Here is a 20,196-nt window from a genome sequence, read left to right as displayed (position 1 = left end):
GGCCGCCAGGTTTCCGTTGATCATGATTCAAACCTGTACCTCATTGCGCCCGTACGAATCCCACGCCGGCCGTTGCGTTGACCCCCGCGTCACGCAACACCGTGCTCGCCGTGTCCGGTTGCACTGCCCCGTCGGGCAGCGTGGCGGCGGGTATCGCCTTGATGCGGTACAGGAACTCGGCGGCCGTCTTGATCAGATCCGCACTTTCGCCGGTGGGCACGAACGGGAGGCGCAGACGGATTCCGTCGGCGTTGCCGCCCTGGTCGACGGGCCACTTGCGGTAGAGCGAATCCCGCAGGTCGGCCGCCGAGAAACCCTCGGTCTGACTCTGCGCCAGGCGGACAATCTCGTCGGCATTCGCCGGGTCGGCGAGGAAACGCTGCGCGTCCAGTTCCGCCTTCAGCCAACTTTTGGCGACGTCCGGGTGTTTGTCGGCGAACTCCTTGTCCATCACCAGGAATCCGCCGTCGTGCTGGTCGGCCAGCGCGCCGCTGGCGACGCGCTTGGCCAGTCCGGCATTGACCAGTTTGGACGCGGTGGGTTCCCAGATGATCGCGCCGTCGATGGTGTGGTTCTGGAAGCTGGACGTGATCACCTCGATGCTCTGGTTCAGGTAGGCGGCCGGCTTGACCCCCAGGGCGTCGAACGTGGCCTGCGCGATGCGGTCCGTGCAACTTCCTTGTGGGGTGGCGACGGTCTTGCCGTTGAACCAGGCAAGCGCGTCGCGCTGGCTGGCGAAGTTCGGCGCGTCCGGTCGGGTGAGAAATATCCCGCACTGGTCTTGTGAGAGCCCGAGCGTCGCGACGATCCGCAGATCCCTCGTGCTTCGTTTACTCACGCCGACAATCGCCGGCATGTCGCCCGCGTAGCCGATCTGTTGTTTTCCGGCCAGCATCTGGCTCACGATGATCGAGCCCTGCAGGCCGACCTGAAAGTCGACCGTCGAGCCCTTCGGCAGGTATTTCTTCCAGAATTCCTTGCCGCGCATGACAACTCCGGACCATGCTTCGGTGTAGTAGGGCTGGTACCCGACGGTGAGATGGACGGCGCCGCCGTCCGACACGATGTCGTTGCCGCCGATGTGCCCGACCGCGGCGCAGCCCGCGGCGGTCACTACTGTCGTCAGCACACCAATGAGTGTCTTTTTCAGTCGCATCGGCATCTTTCTGTCGTCAAAGGTGTTGGGGCTCCGGGTGGACGCAGTAAGTCCATGGCGCGGTGTTTGATCTGCTGCAGCTCGTCGTCATGGAGGAGATCGACACGCCGCCGCGGACGGGCCAGCTTGATGGAGAACTCTTCGCGTACCCTCGCGGGTCGTTCGGTCATTACAAGCAGCCGGTCGGCGAGCAGCAGCGCCTCGTCGACGTCGGTGGTAATGAACAACACCGTTCGTCGTTGTTCCGCAAGAAGTTCGGCGGTGTACTCCTGCATCAGTTCGCGGGTCATCGCGTCCAAACCGCGAAACGGCTCGTCGAGCACCAGGATTACGGGCTCGTTGACCAAAGCCCGGGCCAATTCGGCGCGCCGGCGCATCCCCCCGGACAGCTCACCGGGATACCGGTTGCCGAAGTCGGCGAGTCCCACGCGGGACAGGATGGCGTCCGCGCGCAGCCGTGCGTGCGGGCCGCGTTCGCCCCGTGCGCGCGGCCCGAACATGACGTTCTCGCGCGTCGTCAACCACGGCATCAGGGCGTTCTCCTGGAACAACAACAGCCGTTCGGCCGAAGGCCCGTCCACCCCGTTGCCGTCGACCGTGATCAGGCCGCTCGTGGCCCGGTAGTAGCCGGCGAGCAGGTAGCCGATGGTGGTTTTGCCGCCGCCCGAGGGTCCGATCATCGCCACGATCTCCCCGGGCGCGAGCCGAAACGAGCAGTCGTCGACCACTTTTACGTCCTCACGACCTTTGCGGACGTGAAAGGAAACGTGATCGAAGCACACCGCTCCGGCAGGGCCGTCCGTCACGATGCCACGCTTCGCCACGGCATCAGCCGATTCCCCAGCGCCCGCACCAGTCCGCTCGACAAGTAACCGGCGACGCCGAGGCTGATCATCGCCACGACGACGCGGGGTAACTCGTTGCCCTGGTAGGCGTTCCACACCAGGAAGCCCAGGCCGCCGTCGCCTGACTGCTGCCCGCCGCCGGAGATCAGTTCGGCGGCCACGACGACCTCCCAGGTGATGCCCATACCGACGGCGGCCCCGGTCACCAGCGACGGCAGCAGCGCCGGCAACAGGACCCGCCGGAAGACGTAGCGCCGGCTTGCGCCCATCGAGCGTGCGGCAAGGATGTGGCGGCGGTCGATTTCCTCGGCACCGCCAACGGTATTCAGCACGATCGGAAACAGCGCGCCGAGAAAGGTCACGAACGTGATGGACAGCTCCTGAGTCGGCCAGAAGATGATCGCGATTGGCACCCAGGCAAGCGGCGGAATCGGCCGCAACGATTCGAACACCGGAAACACGACGCTTTTGAACCACGGCCGGGTTGCCATCAGCAGCCCCAGCGCACCGCCAACCGCCAGCGCGACTCCGAACCCGGCCAGGACCCGTTGGAACGACAGCGACCAACTGTTCCAATACCCAGGGCTGCCAGCGAGTTTCAGGAAGTCGACGACGACCGCCGAGGGGGGCGGCAGCTGACCGACCAACGGCACGGTCACGCCCGTCCAACCGTGCAGACGGGTGGCGAGCTCCCACGCCAAGGCGAACACGACGATGCCGACCGCGCCGCGCCTCAGGGCCGTGGTCTCGACATTGCCGGCACGACTGAGCAGCGTTGTCATTGCGCCATCTCCCGCTCGCCCGCTTCGAACGCGCGCCTGGCCTCGTCGCGGACCGCCTCGGAGACTTCGCCGACGAGTTCGCGGAAATGCGGCGCGGTGATGATGCCGGGATCCCGCGGGCGGTCGAGGGTGATGTCGATCGTGGTCTTGACGCGACCGGGGCGGGTCGTCATGGCGGTAACGCGGCTGCCTAAATACACGGCTTCCTCGATGTCGTGGGTGATGAAAAGCACCGTGACCGCGGACCTGTCGTAAATCTGCAGCAGGGCATCGTGCATCGCGGCCCGCGAGATCGCGTCCATTCCCCGGAACGGCTCGTCGAGCAGCAGCACGGCGGGCTCCATGACAAGCGCACGCAGGATCTCGACGCGCCGCAGTACACCGCTGGACAGCTCCCCCGGGTAACTGTCGGCGATGTCGCCGAGCCCGACCGCGCGCAGGCGCTCTCGCGCGATGCCCGCCGCGTCGCCGCGGCCGGCGCGCCGCTGCGCGACCAGGCCGTAGCCGACGTTGTCGGCCACGGTGAACCAGGGGAACAGGGTGCTGTCCTGAAACACGACGACGCGGTCCGGACCGATCCCGGCCGTGGGCCGCCCCGGGCCGCACAGCAGTTGCCCGTCCAGCTCGATTCGACCGGACGTGATGTCGGTGAACCCGGCGATCGCCCCGAGCAGGGTGCTTTTCCCGCACCCGGACGGTCCGACGATCACATGGAGTTCGCCGGCGGCGATATCGAGGCTGAAATCCTGCACCGCACGCACCGGAGCACTCGCGGTCCGGTATGCCTTGCCCACGGCGTCGAGGACCAGGTTGCCCCCGCTCACGCCCCGATGCTCCGTGCCCGGTACGCCATCAACCGGCTGCCCACGAGACGAATCACGGCGCTGCTGGCGAAACCGACCACGCCGAGCGTGATCATCGCGATGACGATCGTCGGGTAGCGGGTCGTCGTGTACGAAGCATTGATCAGGTAACCCAGACCGAACTGGCCCGCGATCATTTCCCCCGCGACGAGCGAAAACCAGGCGACTCCCATGCCGATCTGCAGGCCGGTGAAGATGTAGGGCAGCGACCCCGGGACGACGACCGTGCGCAGCACCGTGCCGGGCCCGGCGCCCAGGCATTGCGCCGCCCGGATCAGGTTCTGGTCGATCGAATGAACCCCGAGCAACGTGTTCAACGTGACCGCGTAGAACGCGGCCAGGTAGGTGAGGAAGATGACCGAACCCTCCCTGGTGTGAAACATCAGCATCGCCAAGGGAACCCACGCCAGGATGGGAATGGGGCGGATCAACTCGAAGACCGGAAAGGCGTACTGGCGAAATCGCGATGACCACCCCAGCAGCAGGCCGAGCGGGATCCCCGTAACGAGGGCCGCCGTGAAGGCGATGGCGACGCGCCGAACGCTCGCCCAGATGTGCTCGTAGTAGGACGCGGTGAAAATGGACGTGCCGTAGGCGGGGTTCGGGCTAACCCATTCGCGGATCACCTCGGTCGGGCCGGGAATGCCGCGAAACCGCGGCAGCGCCAGCGCGTCGACGGTCAAATACCAGCAGCCGACGAACAGCGCGAAGCCGAGCAGGGCCAGCGGTAGCGCCGGCGACAGAATCCGACGGCGTATCGGCTTTAGCCTGGCTACCGCACTGCGCTGAGCGGTCAGGGGAATCGCCTCGGTAGAAAGGACGCTCACGAGCTACCTTCCCTGGGAATAGAGATGCCCCGTGGCTGAAGTTTGAGGCATGACCTCGAATCCGTCGCGGGGCATCCTGGCGCAAACGCTGCCATCATTTCCGCATCGCTGTCGCGCCGCAACGGTATAGATCGCGCTGACCAAAACCCGTCGGCTGCCGGTGCTGATCAGCCGGTTTGCACCGCGTCGCCGGGGCGCCGTTGGGCGCCGAGCTCGGGGAGGTCGCCCTCGCCGTTGGCCCCTTCGCGCTTGGCCGACTTCTTCTTCGGCGTTTTCTGTGGTGTCGGCGCGGCGGTGCGTCCCGCGGGGCGGTGACCGTTGGGTGTCAATCCGATGGACTCGCCTACCATCTCGATGGCCTTCTCGGTGTACACGCGGTAGCCGAAGTCCGGTAAGTAGCCGTGGATTTCGGGCGTGTCGAGATCGCGCATGAATTGCAGTATCCCGCGGCTGAACACCTGGCCCGGCACCAGAACCGGGAATCCCGGGGGATACGGCGTCACGAACGTCGCCGACACGACGTCTATCCCGGCGTCCAGCCGTTCGTCAATCTGCTCACCGGTGAGGTATTCGCAATTGGTGTCGTCATAGGAGAGGTAGAACCCACGACGGACATCCCCTTCGGGCGTCGGCGCGCTTCCGCTGTGATCCAGGAACGCGGGGTGAAAGCCGCTGAAATCGGGGAGGGGCAAAGACATTTCGGTAAGCCGGTAGACCGCGCGCTCGAAGTGCTCGCGCTCGCCGAGGCTCATCTCGAAGATGTTCTGGTCGAGCTCGCGGGCGATGTTGACCAGCACTTCCACCAGGAACGCGACCGAGCTGCGGGTGGTGCCGATGTTGGTCATGAACAGCACGCTGTTGCGTGACGTCTTGTTGATCTGGATTCCGTAGCGGTCCATCAGCTGCTGGCGTTTGAACGTGTCCCCGTCATAACCCGTCTGCCCGATGAACAGGGTGATCCTCGACGGATCGAGCACGAACTCGTCCTGATCCCAGGCCGCCATCATGTTGCGCAGCCCCGAGCGGAGGGGCTGGGCGATGGCCGAGGGCCGGAAGCGCTCGGGGATCAAATCAGACGTGCGAAGGCAACGCATGTACTTGCTGAGCAGGGGGTGATTATCGATCGCGTCGCGCAGCTGCATCGCGTTTTCGATCTGCCGCTGCACCAGTTCCACGCCCTCCAGCGCCACCTGCCGGCGGCCGAGGTCCAGGGAGGCCAGGATTTGGTAGTTGGGCGAGGTCGAGGTGTGCGCCATGTACGCCTCGTGGAACGGCTCCGCCACTTTCTGGTCGAAGTCCTGGTCGAAAACATGGATCATCGATCCCTGCCGCAGCGCGGTCAGCGTCTTGTGCGTCGACTGGGTGGCATACACCCGCACCCGGGCCCTGGCCGGGTCGGGCATCAGACGGCGGTCCAAAAGGTCGTCGTCGCTGGGGTTTTCGGCAGCGCGCTCCCCTTGAGAGGCCAGCTGCTCCTCGTAGCGGCGCCGGTAGTCGGGGTTCTGCAGCCGCTCTCGCAGCGCCCGCGCCGAGGCCATCGCGGTCCGAGTCCGATAGACCGGGTGAAAGCGCGCGAACGCGAACCATGCCTCGTCCCACAGGAAGACCAGGTCGGGCTTGATGGCCAGGCACTCCTCCATGACCCGCTCGACGTCATAGACGATCCCGTCGAAGGTGCAGTTCGTCAGCGACATCATCTTGACGCGGTCGAGCTTCCCGGCGCGCTTGAGCGCCAACAGCTTCGACTTGATTTCCCGCAACGGAACCGCACCGTACATCGAGTAGTCGTTGAGCGGATAGGCCTCGAGGTAGACGACATTCGCGCCGGCGAGCATCATCCCGTAGTGGTGGGACTGGTGGCAGTTGCGGTCCAGCAGCACGATATCGCCGGGCGCCACCAACGCCTGGGTGACGATCTTGTTCGCCGTCGACGTCCCGTTGGTGACAAAGTACGTGTGGCGCGACCCGTAGGCTTGCGCCGCGAGCTGTTGAGCCTCGCGCAGGGGTCCGGTCGGCTCCAGCAGTGAGTCCAGGCCGCCGCACGTCGCCGACGTCTCGGCCATGAACACATCCAGGCCGTAAAAGCCGACCATGTCCTTGATCCAGTGCGAGTTGACGATCGACTTTCCTTGCGAAATCGGCAGGGCGTGAAAAACACCCGTGGGCCGGTGGCTGTACTGCTTGAGCGCGCTGAAGAACGGGGTGCGGTGGCGCGCCGCCACGCCTTGCAGGATCGACAGGTGAAGCTCGAGCATGCCTTCCCGGGCATGAAACACCCGGCAGAAGTACTGGCCGAGGCGCCCGGCGATGTCCTCCACCTCGATTTCGGTCATGAGGTAGAGGTCGAGTTCGGGCCGCAGCTTCGCCAGGGAAACCGCGAGGATCTGGGCGCGTTCCTCGGGCGACTGGTGGTCGGCCAACTCGTGCGACACGTCGGTGTCGACGAACTCCGACAGCGTCGACAGGTCCCGCGTCGATTGGTGCGAGAAGCGCCGCCGAACCACCACGGCCTGCAGGTTGACGTTGAGCCGTGCCGCGATGAGCGCCTCGTCCCCGCTGGAGACCACCACGAGCTCGTAGACGAATTCGTCGTCGGGGCGCCGCCACTTGCGCACCTCGTTGCGCAACGCCCGTTCCTGGTCCTCGGTCATCTTTTCAACGACCAGCACCTCGAAGTAGGGCCGGTCGCGCTGCGCCGACGGTTGATGCTCGAGCTGACGCGGATCGGACGGAAACATGTCCAGTTCGTCGGCCCCGGCGTTCTCCACGTCCCCCGAACGGTAGGACTCGGTGGTCAACGCGCGGTTGATCTGCGCGACCGCCTGCGCGAACTTGTCATAGTTGCCGGCCGCGAAAAGGCGCTGAACCCGTGCGAATTGCGGCGAGCCGGGATAGGCCCAGTAGGGCTCGAGCGAGCTCAGGCGAGCCAGCAACTCCCGGCAGGCGCTGAGGCATTTTTCCTTCACCGCTCCCTCGGTGGTCGGGCGCGTCAGCCGGTCGGCGGCCTCCTCCAACCGGCACCACGAGTCGCTGCGGACCTGCCACAGGCTGTTGTAAGCGCGCAGGTGCTCTGTCATGGCCGCCCTTTCCGAGAGTCGCGGCGATTTCTCCGTACCGGAGCGTCGGTCAAGGTTCGCAGACCGAATCCGCCCGCCGGTTACCAGAAGGCGAACAATGCACGTCCGTCGGATGACGGCCCGAACAGACGGCGGTAACGGCATCACGGCGTGGTAATCGCGCCTATCCCAAGCAGTTCGGCCAGTCGTGCCGCCGAGTGACGGCCCGGCCCGAGGCCGTCCTGGACCGCTCCGCGTGCCACGCGTGCCAGCGCGGCATTGAGCGGCGCCGTGATGCCGTGCCGGTGAGCAAGCCTGACGATCTCCCCGTTGAGAAAGTCGGTCTCCACGTCACCGGTGTGGCGGCTCAACGACTGCCAAGTGGAGTTGCTGGGCCCGGCGTTCCATCCGGGCACCGCGCGTATGGTCGGTCCGTCCGCCCGCGCCGCCGTGGATGTCTCGAACGAGACGAATTCGATTCCCGCATGCCGCAACACCTTTTCGCCTTCGCTGCGCACCGCGGCCACCACCTCGCCGGCGTCGGCCGCCTCGGCGGTCAGGGCGCCCACGGCATTGCCGAGGTTGCTCAGTAGCTTGTTGTACTTCCAGGAGGCGACGTCGGCGGGGGTGCGCACCCGGATTCCGGCGGCGCTCCACGTCTCGGCGAGCCCCGTCAAGAAGTCGGCATCGTCGCGGGTGCCGATCGACGCGGGCCACCGTGCGATGTGGAATTGGCCGGCCACCGGCCACGACCGCACGATCACCTCACCCGGTTCGAGGTGCACCGCGGGCAGCCAGACGCAGACACCGAATACCCGACGGAAATACCGCAGCGCTTTCTCTTCGGCGGCAACGCCGTTGAGGGCGGTCATCACGGGCAGTCGCTCGCCCGCGGTTCCGATTCAGTGTCATGCCCGCGGCCGCTAGTACCTCGGCGTGCCGACCTCGCGCCACCAACACCGCGGGAACACCGGCCCGCGTCAACATCGCGCCCACGGCGCCGCCGATGGCGCCGGCGCCGACGATCACGTATCGGTGGTCGTCTCGTGGTGACCCTGCCTGTTCCAACCGTTCCAATGCCGCGCCCTCCGTCGATTCTGAGCCTGCCGCTATTGCGCGAGGTTACGTTTCTCCGATCACCCGGGCGGCGATATTCCCGCTGCCACTCCCATGAGTTTGCGCCGTGACGAATTGAATGACGGCAGCGCGCAATTGGCTTCTGACTGGCGGGGGCGGCGCTGGCGATCCGCCGCGCACGGGGTACACCGGACCCGCGACACAGTGGCACCGTCGCTCTCACACACGCACCACGCTAGCGTTACTCGTGATGGTCGACGAAATTCAGCGCAGCTGGGAGTTCGTGGTGGCGCCGCCGCGCAGCGCCCCCGGCATCACATCGATGGTGGGCTACCGCGCGCTGGATGTGCCCGAGACGGTGCACCGTGGCATGCCATCGTCGACGTTGACGTTCATCGTCAGCCTCGACGACGGAGTGGAAGCCGCAGACACCGCCGACGCGCTGGCGGGTGCCCGGCCCAACCCACTGATCCTCAGCGGGCTCCACATGCAGGCCAGCCATGTGCGGCAACGGCGCGGCCAGGCGGGTGTGCAGCTGGCGGTGCACCCCTTGGCATCACGCGCACTGTTCGGCATACCCAGCGCCGAGCTGCCCGTCGCCGGCTACAACGCGGTGGAAGTCCTCGGTCGGCACGCGCGAGAGCTTCCCGAGCGCGTGGCCGAAGCGCACCGATGGCCCAAGGTGTTCGCGACTGTCGCCGGGTACCTTGTGGACGGCCGGGGGCGCCGAGAGGATGTGACCGTGCGGCCCGAGGTCGCCCATGCGTGGCTTCTGCTGGAGCGCACCCATGGCCGAATTCCGGTCGGCGCGTTGGCAGATCGTGTCGGGGTGAGCGCCCGGCACCTGACGACGCTGTTCCATCGGGAGGTCGGCAGATCCCCCAAGGCGGTCTCGATGCTGATGCGATTCCAGCACGCGACGGCGACGATCGCGGCGTCGGCGCGACGGCAGGGCCGGGTTGACCTGGCCGCGGTCGCGACGATCACCGGTTATTGCGACCAGGCTCACCTGACCCGCGAGTTCGTCCGGTTCGCCGGGGTGCCGCCGCGGGCCTGGCTGGCCGAAGAGTTCCGAAACATACAAGACGGCGGGCACTCGTTCGATTCACAGTGGGACCATGACTGCTCCGAATCCAACCGTCTGGTTGACGCTACAGGCGCATAACGCTCCCGAACTCATCGACTTTTACATCGAAACGTTCGGGTTCGTCGTCGCGGCGCGATACGGCGACGGCGACAGAGTGGATCACGCCCAATTGAATTGGCCCGAGGGCATCGGCGGCGTCATGCTGGGCAGCCACAAGCCTGGCACGAATTGGTGCCGGGAACCGGGATCCGCCGGCGGATATGTCGTCACCAACGATCCGCAGGCGCTCTACGAACGCGTTCTTTCACACAAGGCCGAAATCGTTCGCCCGTTGGCCAAGACCGATTACGGCGCAAACGAATTCGCCGTCCGGGATCCGGAGGGCAATTTGTGGTCATTCGGCGACTACACCGGCGAACCCATGCCAGGCTGACCACCGTGGCTACGTCGACGAGGGAGAATCGCATGCGCGCGACCCGTATCATGCCCAACCTTCGAGTGGCGGACGTCGAGGCGGCAAAGGGCTTCTACACCGGCTACCTCGGCCTGAGCGTCGAAGAGTTCAACATGGGGTGGGTGGCCCGCTACACCTCACCCGACGCAAGGGCGTTCGTCCAGCTCGTCACGCGCGACGCCAGCGCACCCGCAGACTCCGTCGTTTCCGTCCTCACTAACGACGTCGAAGAAGCCTATGAAGAAGCCCGGGGGCTTGGTTATGAGATCGTGCATCCGATAACCACGGAGCCGTGGGGGGTGCGCCGATTCTTCGTGCGGGCACCGGACGGAAACATCCTCAACATCGTGAACCATCCCGACTAGACCTGCCCGATCGACCTCAAAGAGATTGTCACGCAGCGCAACCGGCTGTGCACGCTATCGGAGTGCCGACAGGCCTTGTGCGCACGTCGTACCTATGGGGACTACCCTGTCCTCGTGAGCAGTGAGCGAGTGCCCGGCGGGGTGGTGCACAGGCTGCCCGCCGACCTGCGCGAGGCGCTGATCGCCAACTCGACTGCACTGGCCGCGTGGAGGGACATCACGCCCTTGGCGCGCAACGAGTTCATCTGCTGGGTCGAGGATGCCAAGCAAGAGACGACCCGACAGCGCCGCATTCGCCGGACCCGGGAGGAACTGGAAGAAGGCCAGCGCCGGCCCTGCTGCTGGCCGGGGTGCAAACACCGCGAGCGCACCGGCAGGTAAGCGCCTGCCGCCCTGTGGGTTCTCCGTCTGGGGCCGCCACGCAGTTCGGTCCGGCCGATTAGCTCGAGAAGACCGCGAGCCAGATGGCGATGTATTGACAGATCGCCGCGACTGCGGTGCACGCGTGGAAGAACTCGTGGTAGCCGAACGTCGTCGGCCAGAGATCGGGCCAGCGCAGTCCATAACACAGCGCACCAATGCTGTACAGCGCGCCGCCCACGGCCAGCAGCACCGTCGCGGCCAAGCCGGCGTTGTGCAGAATCATCCCGGCATACCAGACCGCCACCCAGCCCAGCAGCAGATAGAGCATCACGCCCAGCCAACGCGGGGCCGTCGGCCAGAACAGTGTCAGCGCGATTCCGGCCAGCGCGCCGCCCCAGACGATTGCCAGCACCACATGCCCGGTCGCACGCGGCATGGCCAGCCTGGCGAATGGTGTATAGCTGCCGGCGATGAGCACGAAGATCATCGAGTGGTCGAGCCGCCTCATCCAATTCCTGACGACCGACGACTCCCAGCGAACGCGGTGATAAACGGCGCTTACGGCAAACATCGCCACTATCGCCAGGGCGTATGTCAGGGTCGAGTGCCCGGCCCGCTTGGATGCCTCCACCCACGACACCACCACCAGTGGCGTACCCGCAATGACGGCCGCGGCAGCGCAGTAGAGGTGAATCCAGCCGCGCAATCGTGGCTTGGTCACAACCCCGGCGGCGCCCCCGGTGAGCTGCCCGCGCTGGGGGGCCATATCGGTCTGGTAGCTCATTTTCCCCTAACCAGCGACCGCGTTGCCGTTAAGTGCTTACATTCCACGCGATCTGGATCCTGGTTAGATCATTCCGTTGCGCGTTAGGCGACCGCTATGGCGAGCCTGTGAATTGCGTGTGCCCCCATCTCCTAGGGTGTTTCATCGAGCGACCTGAAGGTTTCCCGGGTTCTTGCGGTTGAGCGGTTGGCGACGACGTCGCTTGTGAGGCCCGACTTGGCTTAAATTGGTACACACCGTCTGGCGGTGGTTGCGGGTCCACGAGGTGGCCTCACCAAGCGGTGGGTCGTGTCGCCCCCAGCCGGTGCGCAGTGGGCCAAAGTCGGGCGTTAATCCCCTTTGTCACATTGGTAACCCGCTGGCCGGCATAGGCGATGTGCCCGCCTCGCAGCGACAGCTCCACCACGCCCTCCCGCGCAACCCAAATTGTCGCTCGAAGGTGGGCACAAAAGTATGTGCCTCCCACGCCGAGACGCACGTGACAATTGTGACCACCACGACGTGGCCGACGTGGCCCGGTGCTCACGCCGGCACCGGATCGGCGGGGCCCCTGATGCCTGTCCGCTGCATTTTCACGACGACCGAATCAAAGCGCAGACAAGGCAGATCACGCCGTACATCAATGCGAAGCCGCTCAGATTAAATACGCCCATTGCGATACCGACCGGGTTAACCGTGCCGGAGATGATCGAATACACGAGCAAAGCCAGCGCCAGACCAACAAGCAACGCCGTGGTCCCAACCTTAACCACCATGGGAATTGTGTTGCCTGTATTGGACTTGTACACAAGGCCTAACACCACGCCATTAACCGTGATCAGGACACCGGCCCCGCTGCGAAGTCGGCCGCCGGGTCCGGCTCAGTCGTCGGGTTGACCGCTCCCACGTGACATACTTCAGGGATCTCTCAACGTGGTTGCCCTGCAAGACAAATGCCACGAGGCAGGTTGCGCAAGTGCCTCAGCCAGCGCCAACACCCACTGGATTTCACGCACGTACTCCTCGGCCTGATCGCCATCCCAGCGCTCAGCGATGTAATCCCAGATGTGTTCCTGGCTCAATGCGCGCGGTCTCACCGATGCGTGACTACTCCCCGACGAGGACCGCATCCGTCTGTAGCGCTCGGTGCGTGCTCGGCACCGAAATGGGCACCGGCATGTGCAGGGCGAGTTGACCTTCGGTGATGACGTCGAGCTGAATCGTCGTGATCGGATTGAGCGATCGCAAGTCATCAGACATTCGCCCGGTCCCGGTCTGCAAGTCGATGGTGTCCTGCTGGGTCGATGACATCGCGGCAGCCCCCTCACTGAGTATGTGTGTACGGCTTACATCAAGCTGGCTCCACGATGTAAGCGCTGTCAACACCACGGCCGGGCGTCGGACCTCACGTGGCGGCATCGATGTCGGCCACGAGGCGCTGCGCGAGTTTCTCCGAAGATTGTGGATTCTGCCCGGTGTAGAGGTTTCCGTCGACGACCACGTGGGGGCGCAATGGAAAACCCTTGGAGTAGTCCACGCCGGCCTCCTTCAACTTGTCCTCCAACAGCCACGGTGCCTTCTTGGCGAAGCGGTTGAGCAGCTCCTCGCGGTTGGACAGCCCGGTCATCTTGCGGCCCGCAAACGGTGATGTGCCCCCAGGCCCGATTGCCGCCAAGACTGCCGCGGGCGCATGACACAGCAGAGCCAGTGGACGTCCGGAGGCCAGGCGGTGGGTCAGCAATGCACCGGACGTCTTGTCGTAGGCGAGGTCCTCCATGGGGCCATGCCCGCCGGGATAGAAAATCAAGTCGAAGTCGTCCGGATCGACAGCGTCCAGGGAAACAGGATGGTCGAGCACATCCTGGATGCGGTCCAAGTAGCGCTCGACTTTGCGGCGCGTCCACGGCATCCCACCGGAGATCCCAAGGCTGAGCTGATCCAACGTCGGAGGCTTGCCACCCGGCGTGGCGACGGTGATGTCCCATCCTGCCTCGGTGAAGATGCGGTAGGGCATCGCCACTTCTTCGGCCCAATACCCGGAAGGATGCACTGTCCCGTCCTTGAGCGTCCAACAATCGGCCGCGGAAACCACCATCAAAACGTTTGTCATGACTCAATTCCTCCCGATGTGCATGCCACCCAGTCATCAGACGGGGTCGGTCCCCGCCACATCCCCCGGAGGCCGCTCGGGTAAAGCACTCCCAGCACTGATGTGTACGGCGCTCACATTAGCGATTGATGGTCGTGGCGTCAACAGCGTGGTTCTCGGAGTCAAGTCCTATTTCACCCAACGACGCTGTTCGTCCCGATGCTCTTGGGACACAAGAGTTGTCCAATACGATTGTTGGACACGACATTAAACTTGGACACCCCGTTTGGCAGTGCAATCAAGCGAATGGCTGAAAAGTCGATCTCGGCCGAGCGTCTCCGGTCCGAGAAACACCTCTTTCAAACGCGTGTGGCTTCGCCCTTATTTAATGAGCAGTGCTAACATCGTATCGAATGTAAACAGCGCCCACACCCGGTAGGTTCAGGTATGCCCAAGTCGTCCACGCGCTATCACCATGGCGATCTCCCGGCTGCGCTGGTACGTGCCGCCATCGACCTTCTCGAGGAAGGCGGGGCGGCCGAGCTGTCGCTTCGCGCGGTGGCGCGTCGCGCCGGCGTGTCACCCTCTGCGCCTTACCGCCATTTCGCCGTGCGCGACGAACTGCTATCGGCCGTGGCCGCCGTGGGTTACCGTGAGCTGGGCGAAGCGTTGGTCAAGGCACATCCCGCGCCGAATTCGGCGGATGACCTCGCCGCCATCGCGGTGGCCTACGTGCAATTCGCACTCACACGGCCGGGGCTTTTCCGGGTGATGTTTGGTGGGCCGTGCGACCCCGACTCCCCCGACCGGGCGGCCGCGGTAGAAGCAATTCACGAGTACCTCAACTCGATTGTGCGGAAAGCATTTCCAGCTGCTGATCCGGAGGCGATGCCGACGGCATTGTGGGCGCTGGTCCACGGCCTGGCCTTTTTACACCTCGACGGCAAGTTGGACGCCTCCTCTAAGCGGGCAGTCTCCAACAGGGTCCGGGCAGCCGTGCGCGCAATGCTGCAGATCCCGGTTAATGCCGCCACCGCAGCGAGTACTTCAGCGCCACCCACAGCGGGTCGGCGCCGCCCCGGTCGAAGCGTTTCAGAATTCGTCCCGAAGGCCCGACCAAGCCGGGCGGCCCGACGCTAGGGCTGACGCACCGTCAACACAACCTTGCCGACCGTCTTCGCGGAATCCAGCAACGCATGCGCCTGGCCAGCATCGTTGATTGGCACTTCGGCGCACACGACCGGCGCGACAGCGCCGTCGGCGATCAGTGGCCACAAACGTTGCCGCAGTGCGGAAATGACCTCGGCCTTGGACCCCGGGCCGTGCGGGGGTCGGCGGCGCAGGTTGCTCACGTGTATTGACCCCCGCTTGAACAACAGCAGCCCAAGGTTCAGCTCCGCAGTGGCTCCGCCCTGCAGTGCGATGATCGTCAGGTGCCCGTCGTCGGCCAGTGCTTCGACGTTGCGTTGCAGGTAGCTGCCGCCCATGATGTCGAGGATGGCGTTCGCGCCACCGAGCTCGTCTATCACGACTTTCGCGAAATCCTGGTCGCGGTAATTGATCAACGTCTGCGCCCCGAACTCCCGACAGCGGTCCAACTTGAATTGAGATCCGGCCGTGACCGCGACATGGGCGCCCAGCGCACGACCCACTTGGATGGCGTGCGAGCCGATGCCGCTGCCGCCACCGTGAATGAGGACCACCTGTCCACTGCGCAGACCCGCGGTCATCACCAGATTCGACCAGACGGTGGCCGCAGCCTCGGGCAGCACCGCCGCCGCGGTCACACTTACACCGTCGGGCACCGGCAGCACTTGAGTGGCCGCCACGTTCACCCGTTCGGCGTAACCGCCGCCGGACAACAGTGCGCATACCGCATCACCCGTTCGCCAATCCGTAACGCCGGCGCCGACTTCGGCGATCACGCCGGAGACCTCAAGGCCCAGCGTGTCGCTGGCACCGGGCGGCGGCGGATAAAGCCCCTGCCGTTGCATCACATCGGCACGGTTGACCCCGGCCGCCGCCACGTCGATGGCAACCTCGCCGGGGCCAGGCGCGGGCAAGTCGTCTACCTGCGCCCACTCCATCACCTCGGGACCACCGAATCCGTTGAGCGTGATTGCGTACACGCCGGTTCCTCCCCACGCTTGAATGTATACATTGTTCACATTAGTGAGTTTGTGAGCATTGTCAACATCAAGGTGCGCGGGTGGCCGCAACGGACGTCTTGCTGGCGTCGTAGTCGCCCTCGGCGAGTGCCCGTGTTGACTTGCGTCACGTTGCAATCGAACCGAGTCGCGTAGTGATCAGCCTCGCATCGGTGGCTGACGTTCGAAGGCCACGATTTCGGCGCAGATTTGCTTGGGGCTGTTTTCTTGGATGTAGTGCTTGGCGCCACGCAGAATGATGGTGCGGTGGTGAGGGAAGGCGGCTTCGAACCGTTGACGTTCAATGGCCTTGAAGGCGGTATCGGCGTCGCCCCATACGATCAGAGCTGGCTTGTCGGCCAGTACGGACAGTCCGTTGAAGACGCGGCTGAGAAAAGCATGGCTGGCGAGAATTTCATGGGGAAAGATGGCGGTGGGCGCGCGGGATTTCGGTGTGGGGAACGGTCCGCGGTATGCAGCCTTTTCCGCCGTGGTGAGTTTGCGATTGATACCGGATGGCATCAGCCAAACCACGAAGGCGTTGAACCGCTTGATGAGCAACCGGCTCAGTGGGTTTCCGGCGATCCGCGAAAACGTGGCAATGTGCTGGATGTCTTGGGCCGGCCAGGCCCAAGTGTTGCCGATGATCAGCGAGTGGATCAGCTCGGGGCGTCGGCCGGCAAAGCCGAGCCCGATCGGGCCGCCCCAGTCCTGCACCATCATTCGGATATCGCGCAACCCCAAGACGTTGACAAACTTTTCCACCACCGCTGAGTGTTCACTAGGTCGGAAGCTGTAACCGTTGCGGGCGACGCTGAGCCCAAAACCAGGGTAATCCAACGCGATGCAGCGGAAATGGTTCGACAGCTCGGGAATCATGTGTCGGTAGAGGAATGACCAGGTGGGGTTTCCGTGGAGTAAGAGCAGAACGGGACCGTGGCCTTCGTCGATGTAGTGCACGGCGTTGCCGTCGATGTCCAGATAGTGGTTCCGGAATGGATATAGCCCGGTGTCGAGCCAGTTGGGAATTGGAGTAGCGGTGGTCATGGATGCTCCTTGAACGGGTGCGTCCAGCGCGTAGCGCGCTGAACAAGACTGCTGTCCGCGTTCACCTGTCCGGTCGATCAGGCTGTCGCGGAGCGGGAAGCGGTCCAGTAGGCGAGTACTGTTACAGCAACGGCTGCCAGGATAGTGCCGAAAGCCAGCATGACGTTTTGCGGTCTGTCGGCCATCAGAAACGCAGCAGCCAATGTCATGGTGGGTACCCCCCACTGAACGGCGCCGAGGATACCGACACGGCCCGAATCGGCTCGTCGCAGTCGAAGCCGCAACCACACCGACGCGATTCCGATGACCAGCGTGGAAAGCACTCCCGCCCCCACCCAGGGGCCGCGTCTGCTGCCGTCGGCTATCAGGGCGATTCCGGTGATGAAGGTGAGTAGCGCCAGTATGGGCGTGGACCACAGCGCGGCCCGCAATGTTCGCATGACGGGCTCGGTGGCCGAATCGGCTCGTATGCGGGCTAATTCGGCGCTTTGCACTCCAACGGTGATCGTCAGGGCGATCGCGATGGTGATATGGGTGGCTAGCAGCAATGGGTCAGGCACCGGTGTGACCTCCTTCAGGGTTGGTGTGCTCAGTCGGATCGCCAGTCGGCGGGGCTCGCCGTGCTTGATCTAGAGGGCCCGTGTCCGATCATCAGCCGGTGGTTACTTGGCATGGTTGCAGTTGCACCACTCGCACACCGCGTTTCAGTGCGGCGGCAAGGTCGCCGCGATCGGGTCGGCCGTCGGAGTCGAGCCGGATCTTCGCGTACCGCCCGTGGATTGGGTTGTGCCGAATGATGTCGCCGTACAAGTCGTACGCCGTGTCCATGTCGTCGATCACCTGTGGCAGCATCCGCATGGTCTGACGCCGCACCAATACCTCGACCGGTGTGTCTGGGCGCAGGTTCCGAAACCAGTTCCCGCCGGTGCCGATCAGTATCCGTCCATCGATCCCGACGTAGCCGACTGGGATGCGGTATCGCCTGCCGGTCCGCCGCCCGGCCACGGTGATGATCAGCATCCGATTGCTCACCAGCCGATGCAGTAGCGGCGCCCGTAGTGCCGCCCGGGCCAGGACATTTCCAACACGCTGGGTACGACTCTGCACGATCAACCCCTTCCCGCACGCAGTTGCCTCATCTCTTAAGGACGGGCAGCGGGCCGGAAAAGTTACATCCGCGGCGCTTGATCGCTGTCACTTTTTCGACGACAGATCCGTCCTTGTTCTCGTGAGCCGTTTGGCCCGTCTGATAAGGGGTTCAGGAAGGAACTAACCATGGCGATTGTCGTCACCGGAGCCACCGGTCATGTCGGCCGCCCGCTTGTCATGCAGCTGCACGCAGCTGGCGCTACCCGGTTGGTTGCGCTTTCGGCGATCAATGCCGACGACGAGTTCTCCCGCCAGCCATCGCGTGTTCTCGGCGACCGTAATAAAGAGGTGGAGCGGCTGGCTATGGAATCCGGTCTGGAATGGACTAGCCTGCGCCCCACCGTTTTCGCCACCACCTACGTTGGCGGCGCGTGGGCTGCCCAGATCCGCGCCGGCGATGTGGTGCGTGGACCGTACGCGCAGGCCTCCAACTCTCCGATTGTCGAAAGCGACGTTGCCGCGGTGGCCACTCGCGCTTTCCTCGGCGATGACCTTGTCGGCCATAGGATTCCGTTGACGGGGCCAGAGGCATTCACCAACGCGGAATTGGTGAAAGTCATCGGCGAGGTGCTGGGTCGGCCGCTGCGCTACGAGGAAGTGCCTCCCGAGATCGTGCATAAGACCTTCATTGCGGCCGGGGTGTCGGCGCAGTTCGCCGACGCCTACATAGCGTTTATGCAAGGCACAGTCGAACAGCCGGTACGCGCGACACCCAATGTGGAGAGGCTGTTAGGCCGGTCGGCTCGCTCCATTGCTGAATGGGTCGCCGACCACCGTGAGCTGTTCACGGCATAGGCCGAACCACGACAGCAACATACCGGTGTTGGGGATGGTCTCGAACAAGCCAATCGTGTTCTCAGCCAACGCATTTGTCGAAGGCATCGCCCATACAGCCGATCGAAGCCGCAACTCCTTCATCTGGACCAAACCGCCGACCAAATCCAGGAAAACGTCGGCGATTACCACGGCAGAATTGCGGTACGCGGTGAAGCGCGATCAAACCGACGGCTGTGATTCGGTACAAGCCGCTTTCGCCCCGGGCTTAGTGAAGTAGTTCGGGGCGGGCAACCACAAGTTTGGTCGGCGGCTCGGCCAACGCGGTGGCGGCGTCGTCCCACGGCACGACCGCACTGGTCACCACGGCCGGGTCGAAGCGGCCCGATGCGACAAGGTCGAGAACCGAGGGGATTACCGCGCGGGCATGGACACGGCCGGTGTGAAAAGTGATCCCCTTGGAGTACATGCCAAAGAGCGGCATCGGTGTCGCCGGTTGGGTGTAGATACGCATGCTGGTGCACACACCATCTGGCGCGGTGCGGCGCAACGCTAGCTCTAAGCCCTGCTGGGTTCCGCAGGCGTCCACGGTGATCGGGAACGACCCGATGGTGGCGTCGGCCTGGCTTAGATCGAGCGCACGGGCACCCATTCGCTGCGCCAGGGCCCGGCGTTCCTCGTCGGAGTCGACGTAGGTCACCGAGGCGCCGAGGGCGTGTGCGATGCCGACCGCGTACAGCGCAACGCTGCCCGGGTCGCCGGCCACGATGAGCACCGCGGAGTTGGGTCGATCCGCCAGCGGCGGAGCAACCGTGCGCCAGGCATCGGGCAAGTTGTCGCTGCAACTGGCCACCGCCAGAGGATCAGTCGTATCCGGCAGGGGCACGAGCATCGCGTCGGCGAACGGTACTTTCAGCAGCTCGCCCAGCGTGCCACCCCACGATCCGCCCAATTCGCCTAGGCCGTACATCGGGATGCCCGGCACCGCCTCGCAATTGGCGGTTCGGCCTTCCATACAGGCGCCGCACGAACCGCACGAAATCTGAAATGGCACCACGACGCGATCGCCTACCTGCACCGAGGCAACGTCGTCACCGACTTCGACGACTTCACCGATTGACTCATGCCCGAACGGAAATCGGCCGTGAACCAACGTCGTGGCGCCGCGCAGCGCCATCACGTCCAGATCGCACGTGGCCACCGCCAACGGCCGCACTAACGCTTCTCCCGGACCGCTGAGCCGCGGCACCGCCACGTCCTGCCATTCCAACCGCCCGGGACCACAGAACATCAACTGCTGCACGCCCACTCACCTCCCATCGTGGCCGGCGGGCCTGATCCGCACCGGCGTC

Annotated in this window: 24 protein-coding genes; 7 read left to right on the top strand and 17 right to left on the bottom strand. The window is 64.6% G+C overall.

Annotation, left to right across the window (positions count from 1 at the left end):
- Positions 1-40 precede the first annotated feature (40 nt).
- The 8 genes from K3U93_RS00470 to K3U93_RS24635 all read right to left on the bottom strand — a co-directional run bounded on the left by K3U93_RS00470 (position 41) and on the right by K3U93_RS24635 (position 8,516).
- Positions 41-1,129 (bottom strand): ABC transporter substrate-binding protein, encoded by a 1,089-nt coding sequence (locus K3U93_RS00470; RefSeq protein WP_230981544.1) that lies wholly within the window; start codon positions 1,127-1,129, stop codon positions 41-43.
- A gap of 17 nt (positions 1,130-1,146) precedes the next feature.
- A complete protein-coding gene (locus tag K3U93_RS00465; RefSeq protein ID WP_230981543.1) occupies positions 1,147-1,962 on the bottom strand; it encodes an ABC transporter ATP-binding protein in 816 nt (271 codons plus the stop codon).
- Entirely contained in the window at positions 1,959-2,783 is an 825-nt protein-coding gene (locus K3U93_RS00460; RefSeq protein ID WP_071512755.1) for an ABC transporter permease, read from the bottom strand. The genes K3U93_RS00465 and K3U93_RS00460 overlap by 4 nt, the downstream gene beginning before the upstream one ends.
- Positions 2,780-3,607: an ABC transporter ATP-binding protein gene (locus K3U93_RS00455; protein ID WP_071512756.1), complete on the bottom strand. Its 828-nt coding sequence runs from the start codon at positions 3,605-3,607 to the stop codon at positions 2,780-2,782. Before K3U93_RS00455 ends, K3U93_RS00460 begins: the two co-directional genes overlap by 4 nt.
- The gene (locus K3U93_RS00450) at positions 3,604-4,473 is read right to left on the bottom strand and encodes an ABC transporter permease (RefSeq protein ID WP_083008769.1); all 870 of its coding nucleotides are present in this window, start codon (positions 4,471-4,473) and stop codon (positions 3,604-3,606) included. Before K3U93_RS00450 ends, K3U93_RS00455 begins: the two co-directional genes overlap by 4 nt.
- A gap of 167 nt (positions 4,474-4,640) precedes the next feature.
- Entirely contained in the window at positions 4,641-7,550 is a 2,910-nt protein-coding gene (locus K3U93_RS00445) for an aminotransferase class I/II-fold pyridoxal phosphate-dependent enzyme (protein ID WP_083008766.1), read from the bottom strand.
- 143 nt (positions 7,551-7,693) lie between these two features.
- Positions 7,694-8,401, bottom strand: coding sequence for a ketopantoate reductase family protein (locus K3U93_RS00440; protein WP_230981542.1), 708 nt, complete (start codon positions 8,399-8,401; stop codon positions 7,694-7,696).
- The gene (locus K3U93_RS24635) at positions 8,295-8,516 is read right to left on the bottom strand and encodes a hypothetical protein (RefSeq protein ID WP_230981723.1); all 222 of its coding nucleotides are present in this window, start codon (positions 8,514-8,516) and stop codon (positions 8,295-8,297) included. The genes K3U93_RS00440 and K3U93_RS24635 overlap by 107 nt, the downstream gene beginning before the upstream one ends.
- Positions 8,517-8,928: 412 nt before the next feature.
- Between K3U93_RS24635 and K3U93_RS00435 the strand changes: the two genes are divergently transcribed.
- The 4 genes from K3U93_RS00435 to K3U93_RS00420 all read left to right on the top strand — a co-directional run bounded on the left by K3U93_RS00435 (position 8,929) and on the right by K3U93_RS00420 (position 10,893).
- A complete protein-coding gene (locus K3U93_RS00435; protein WP_083009113.1) occupies positions 8,929-9,771 on the top strand; it encodes an AraC family transcriptional regulator in 843 nt (280 codons plus the stop codon).
- Entirely contained in the window at positions 9,725-10,126 is a 402-nt protein-coding gene (locus K3U93_RS00430; protein WP_083008764.1) for a VOC family protein, read from the top strand. The genes K3U93_RS00435 and K3U93_RS00430 overlap by 47 nt, the downstream gene beginning before the upstream one ends.
- A gap of 32 nt (positions 10,127-10,158) precedes the next feature.
- Positions 10,159-10,512, top strand: a complete 354-nt coding sequence (locus K3U93_RS00425; RefSeq protein ID WP_083008761.1) for a glyoxalase superfamily protein — start codon at positions 10,159-10,161, stop codon at positions 10,510-10,512.
- A gap of 114 nt (positions 10,513-10,626) precedes the next feature.
- Positions 10,627-10,893 (top strand): YdeI/OmpD-associated family protein, encoded by a 267-nt coding sequence (locus tag K3U93_RS00420; RefSeq protein ID WP_071512826.1) that lies wholly within the window; start codon positions 10,627-10,629, stop codon positions 10,891-10,893.
- A 58-nt stretch (positions 10,894-10,951) separates the two neighbouring features.
- Here the strand turns inward: K3U93_RS00420 and trhA are convergent, their stop codons facing one another.
- From trhA to K3U93_RS00400, 4 genes are all read right to left on the bottom strand, one after another.
- Positions 10,952-11,659 carry a PAQR family membrane homeostasis protein TrhA gene (gene trhA, locus K3U93_RS00415; protein WP_083008759.1) on the bottom strand — a complete coding sequence of 236 codons (708 nt, stop codon included), beginning with the start codon at positions 11,657-11,659 and terminating at the stop codon, positions 10,952-10,954.
- Between the two features lie 572 nt (positions 11,660-12,231).
- Positions 12,232-12,414, bottom strand: a complete 183-nt coding sequence (locus K3U93_RS00410) for a hypothetical protein (RefSeq protein WP_220688570.1) — start codon at positions 12,412-12,414, stop codon at positions 12,232-12,234.
- Positions 12,415-12,745: 331 nt separating this feature from the next.
- A complete protein-coding gene (locus K3U93_RS00405; protein ID WP_230981541.1) occupies positions 12,746-12,949 on the bottom strand; it encodes a hypothetical protein in 204 nt (67 codons plus the stop codon).
- 94 nt (positions 12,950-13,043) lie between these two features.
- A complete protein-coding gene (locus K3U93_RS00400) occupies positions 13,044-13,748 on the bottom strand; it encodes a type 1 glutamine amidotransferase domain-containing protein (RefSeq protein ID WP_083008750.1) in 705 nt (234 codons plus the stop codon).
- Positions 13,749-14,174: 426 nt separating this feature from the next.
- Between K3U93_RS00400 and K3U93_RS00395 the strand changes: the two genes are divergently transcribed.
- On the top strand, positions 14,175-14,867 hold the full coding sequence (locus K3U93_RS00395) for a TetR/AcrR family transcriptional regulator (RefSeq protein WP_083008747.1): 693 nt from the start codon (positions 14,175-14,177) through the stop codon (positions 14,865-14,867).
- On the opposite strand, the gene K3U93_RS00390 is transcribed toward K3U93_RS00395, so the two are convergent.
- The 4 genes from K3U93_RS00390 to K3U93_RS00375 form a co-directional block, all read right to left on the bottom strand.
- Positions 14,864-15,856 (bottom strand): NAD(P)H-quinone oxidoreductase, encoded by a 993-nt coding sequence (locus K3U93_RS00390; protein WP_083008745.1) that lies wholly within the window; start codon positions 15,854-15,856, stop codon positions 14,864-14,866. The genes K3U93_RS00395 and K3U93_RS00390 overlap by 4 nt on opposite strands.
- Positions 15,857-16,033: 177 nt before the next feature.
- Complete coding sequence (locus tag K3U93_RS00385; protein ID WP_071512762.1) at positions 16,034-16,921, bottom strand: alpha/beta fold hydrolase; 888 nt, start codon at positions 16,919-16,921, stop codon at positions 16,034-16,036.
- A gap of 77 nt (positions 16,922-16,998) precedes the next feature.
- Positions 16,999-17,481 carry a hypothetical protein gene (locus tag K3U93_RS00380; protein WP_071512763.1) on the bottom strand — a complete coding sequence of 161 codons (483 nt, stop codon included), beginning with the start codon at positions 17,479-17,481 and terminating at the stop codon, positions 16,999-17,001.
- Positions 17,482-17,572: 91 nt separating this feature from the next.
- On the bottom strand, positions 17,573-18,028 hold the full coding sequence (locus K3U93_RS00375) for a nitroreductase/quinone reductase family protein (RefSeq protein ID WP_139796723.1): 456 nt from the start codon (positions 18,026-18,028) through the stop codon (positions 17,573-17,575).
- 168 nt (positions 18,029-18,196) lie between these two features.
- Here K3U93_RS00375 and K3U93_RS00370 point away from each other — a divergent pair, with 168 nt between their 5' ends.
- A complete protein-coding gene (locus tag K3U93_RS00370; RefSeq protein ID WP_083008739.1) occupies positions 18,197-18,865 on the top strand; it encodes an NmrA family NAD(P)-binding protein in 669 nt (222 codons plus the stop codon).
- Between the two features lie 34 nt (positions 18,866-18,899).
- Positions 18,900-19,124 (top strand): hypothetical protein, encoded by a 225-nt coding sequence (locus K3U93_RS00365; RefSeq protein WP_139796722.1) that lies wholly within the window; start codon positions 18,900-18,902, stop codon positions 19,122-19,124.
- On the opposite strand, the gene K3U93_RS00360 is transcribed toward K3U93_RS00365, so the two are convergent.
- On the bottom strand, positions 19,113-20,147 hold the full coding sequence (locus tag K3U93_RS00360) for a zinc-dependent alcohol dehydrogenase (RefSeq protein WP_071512828.1): 1,035 nt from the start codon (positions 20,145-20,147) through the stop codon (positions 19,113-19,115). The genes K3U93_RS00365 and K3U93_RS00360 overlap by 12 nt on opposite strands.
- Between the last annotated feature and the right edge of the window lie 49 nt (positions 20,148-20,196).

Source organism: Mycobacterium malmoense (assembly GCF_019645855.1).
GTDB lineage: Bacteria > Actinomycetota > Actinomycetes > Mycobacteriales > Mycobacteriaceae > Mycobacterium > Mycobacterium malmoense.
Note: the sequence above shows the minus strand (reverse complement) of the source record. Positions and strands in the feature narration are given on the sequence as shown.

What these genes read in the sequence shown, in the direction of transcription:
- K3U93_RS00460 (WP_071512755.1), bottom strand. Translation starts at nt 2,783, where the DNA reads ATGACAACGCTGCTCAGTCGTGCCGGCAATGTCGAGACCACGGCCCTG.
- K3U93_RS00445 (WP_083008766.1), bottom strand. Translation starts at nt 7,550, where the DNA reads ATGACAGAGCACCTGCGCGCTTACAACAGCCTGTGGCAGGTCCGCAGC.
- K3U93_RS00440 (WP_230981542.1), bottom strand. Translation starts at nt 8,401, where the DNA reads ATGACCGCCCTCAACGGCGTTGCCGCCGAAGAGAAAGCGCTGCGGTAT.
- K3U93_RS24635 (WP_230981723.1), bottom strand. Translation starts at nt 8,516, where the DNA reads ATGTTGACGCGGGCCGGTGTTCCCGCGGTGTTGGTGGCGCGAGGTCGG.
- K3U93_RS00435 (WP_083009113.1), top strand. Translation starts at nt 8,929, where the DNA reads ATGGTGGGCTACCGCGCGCTGGATGTGCCCGAGACGGTGCACCGTGGC.
- K3U93_RS00430 (WP_083008764.1), top strand. Translation starts at nt 9,725, where the DNA reads ATGACTGCTCCGAATCCAACCGTCTGGTTGACGCTACAGGCGCATAAC.
- K3U93_RS00425 (WP_083008761.1), top strand. Translation starts at nt 10,159, where the DNA reads ATGCGCGCGACCCGTATCATGCCCAACCTTCGAGTGGCGGACGTCGAG.
- trhA (WP_083008759.1), bottom strand. Translation starts at nt 11,659, where the DNA reads ATGAGCTACCAGACCGATATGGCCCCCCAGCGCGGGCAGCTCACCGGG.
- K3U93_RS00410 (WP_220688570.1), bottom strand. Translation starts at nt 12,414, where the DNA reads ATGGTGGTTAAGGTTGGGACCACGGCGTTGCTTGTTGGTCTGGCGCTG.
- K3U93_RS00405 (WP_230981541.1), bottom strand. Translation starts at nt 12,949, where the DNA reads ATGTCATCGACCCAGCAGGACACCATCGACTTGCAGACCGGGACCGGG.
- K3U93_RS00400 (WP_083008750.1), bottom strand. Translation starts at nt 13,748, where the DNA reads ATGACAAACGTTTTGATGGTGGTTTCCGCGGCCGATTGTTGGACGCTC.
- K3U93_RS00395 (WP_083008747.1), top strand. Translation starts at nt 14,175, where the DNA reads ATGCCCAAGTCGTCCACGCGCTATCACCATGGCGATCTCCCGGCTGCG.
- K3U93_RS00385 (WP_071512762.1), bottom strand. Translation starts at nt 16,921, where the DNA reads ATGACCACCGCTACTCCAATTCCCAACTGGCTCGACACCGGGCTATAT.
- K3U93_RS00370 (WP_083008739.1), top strand. Translation starts at nt 18,197, where the DNA reads ATGGCGATTGTCGTCACCGGAGCCACCGGTCATGTCGGCCGCCCGCTT.
- K3U93_RS00365 (WP_139796722.1), top strand. Translation starts at nt 18,900, where the DNA reads ATGGTCTCGAACAAGCCAATCGTGTTCTCAGCCAACGCATTTGTCGAA.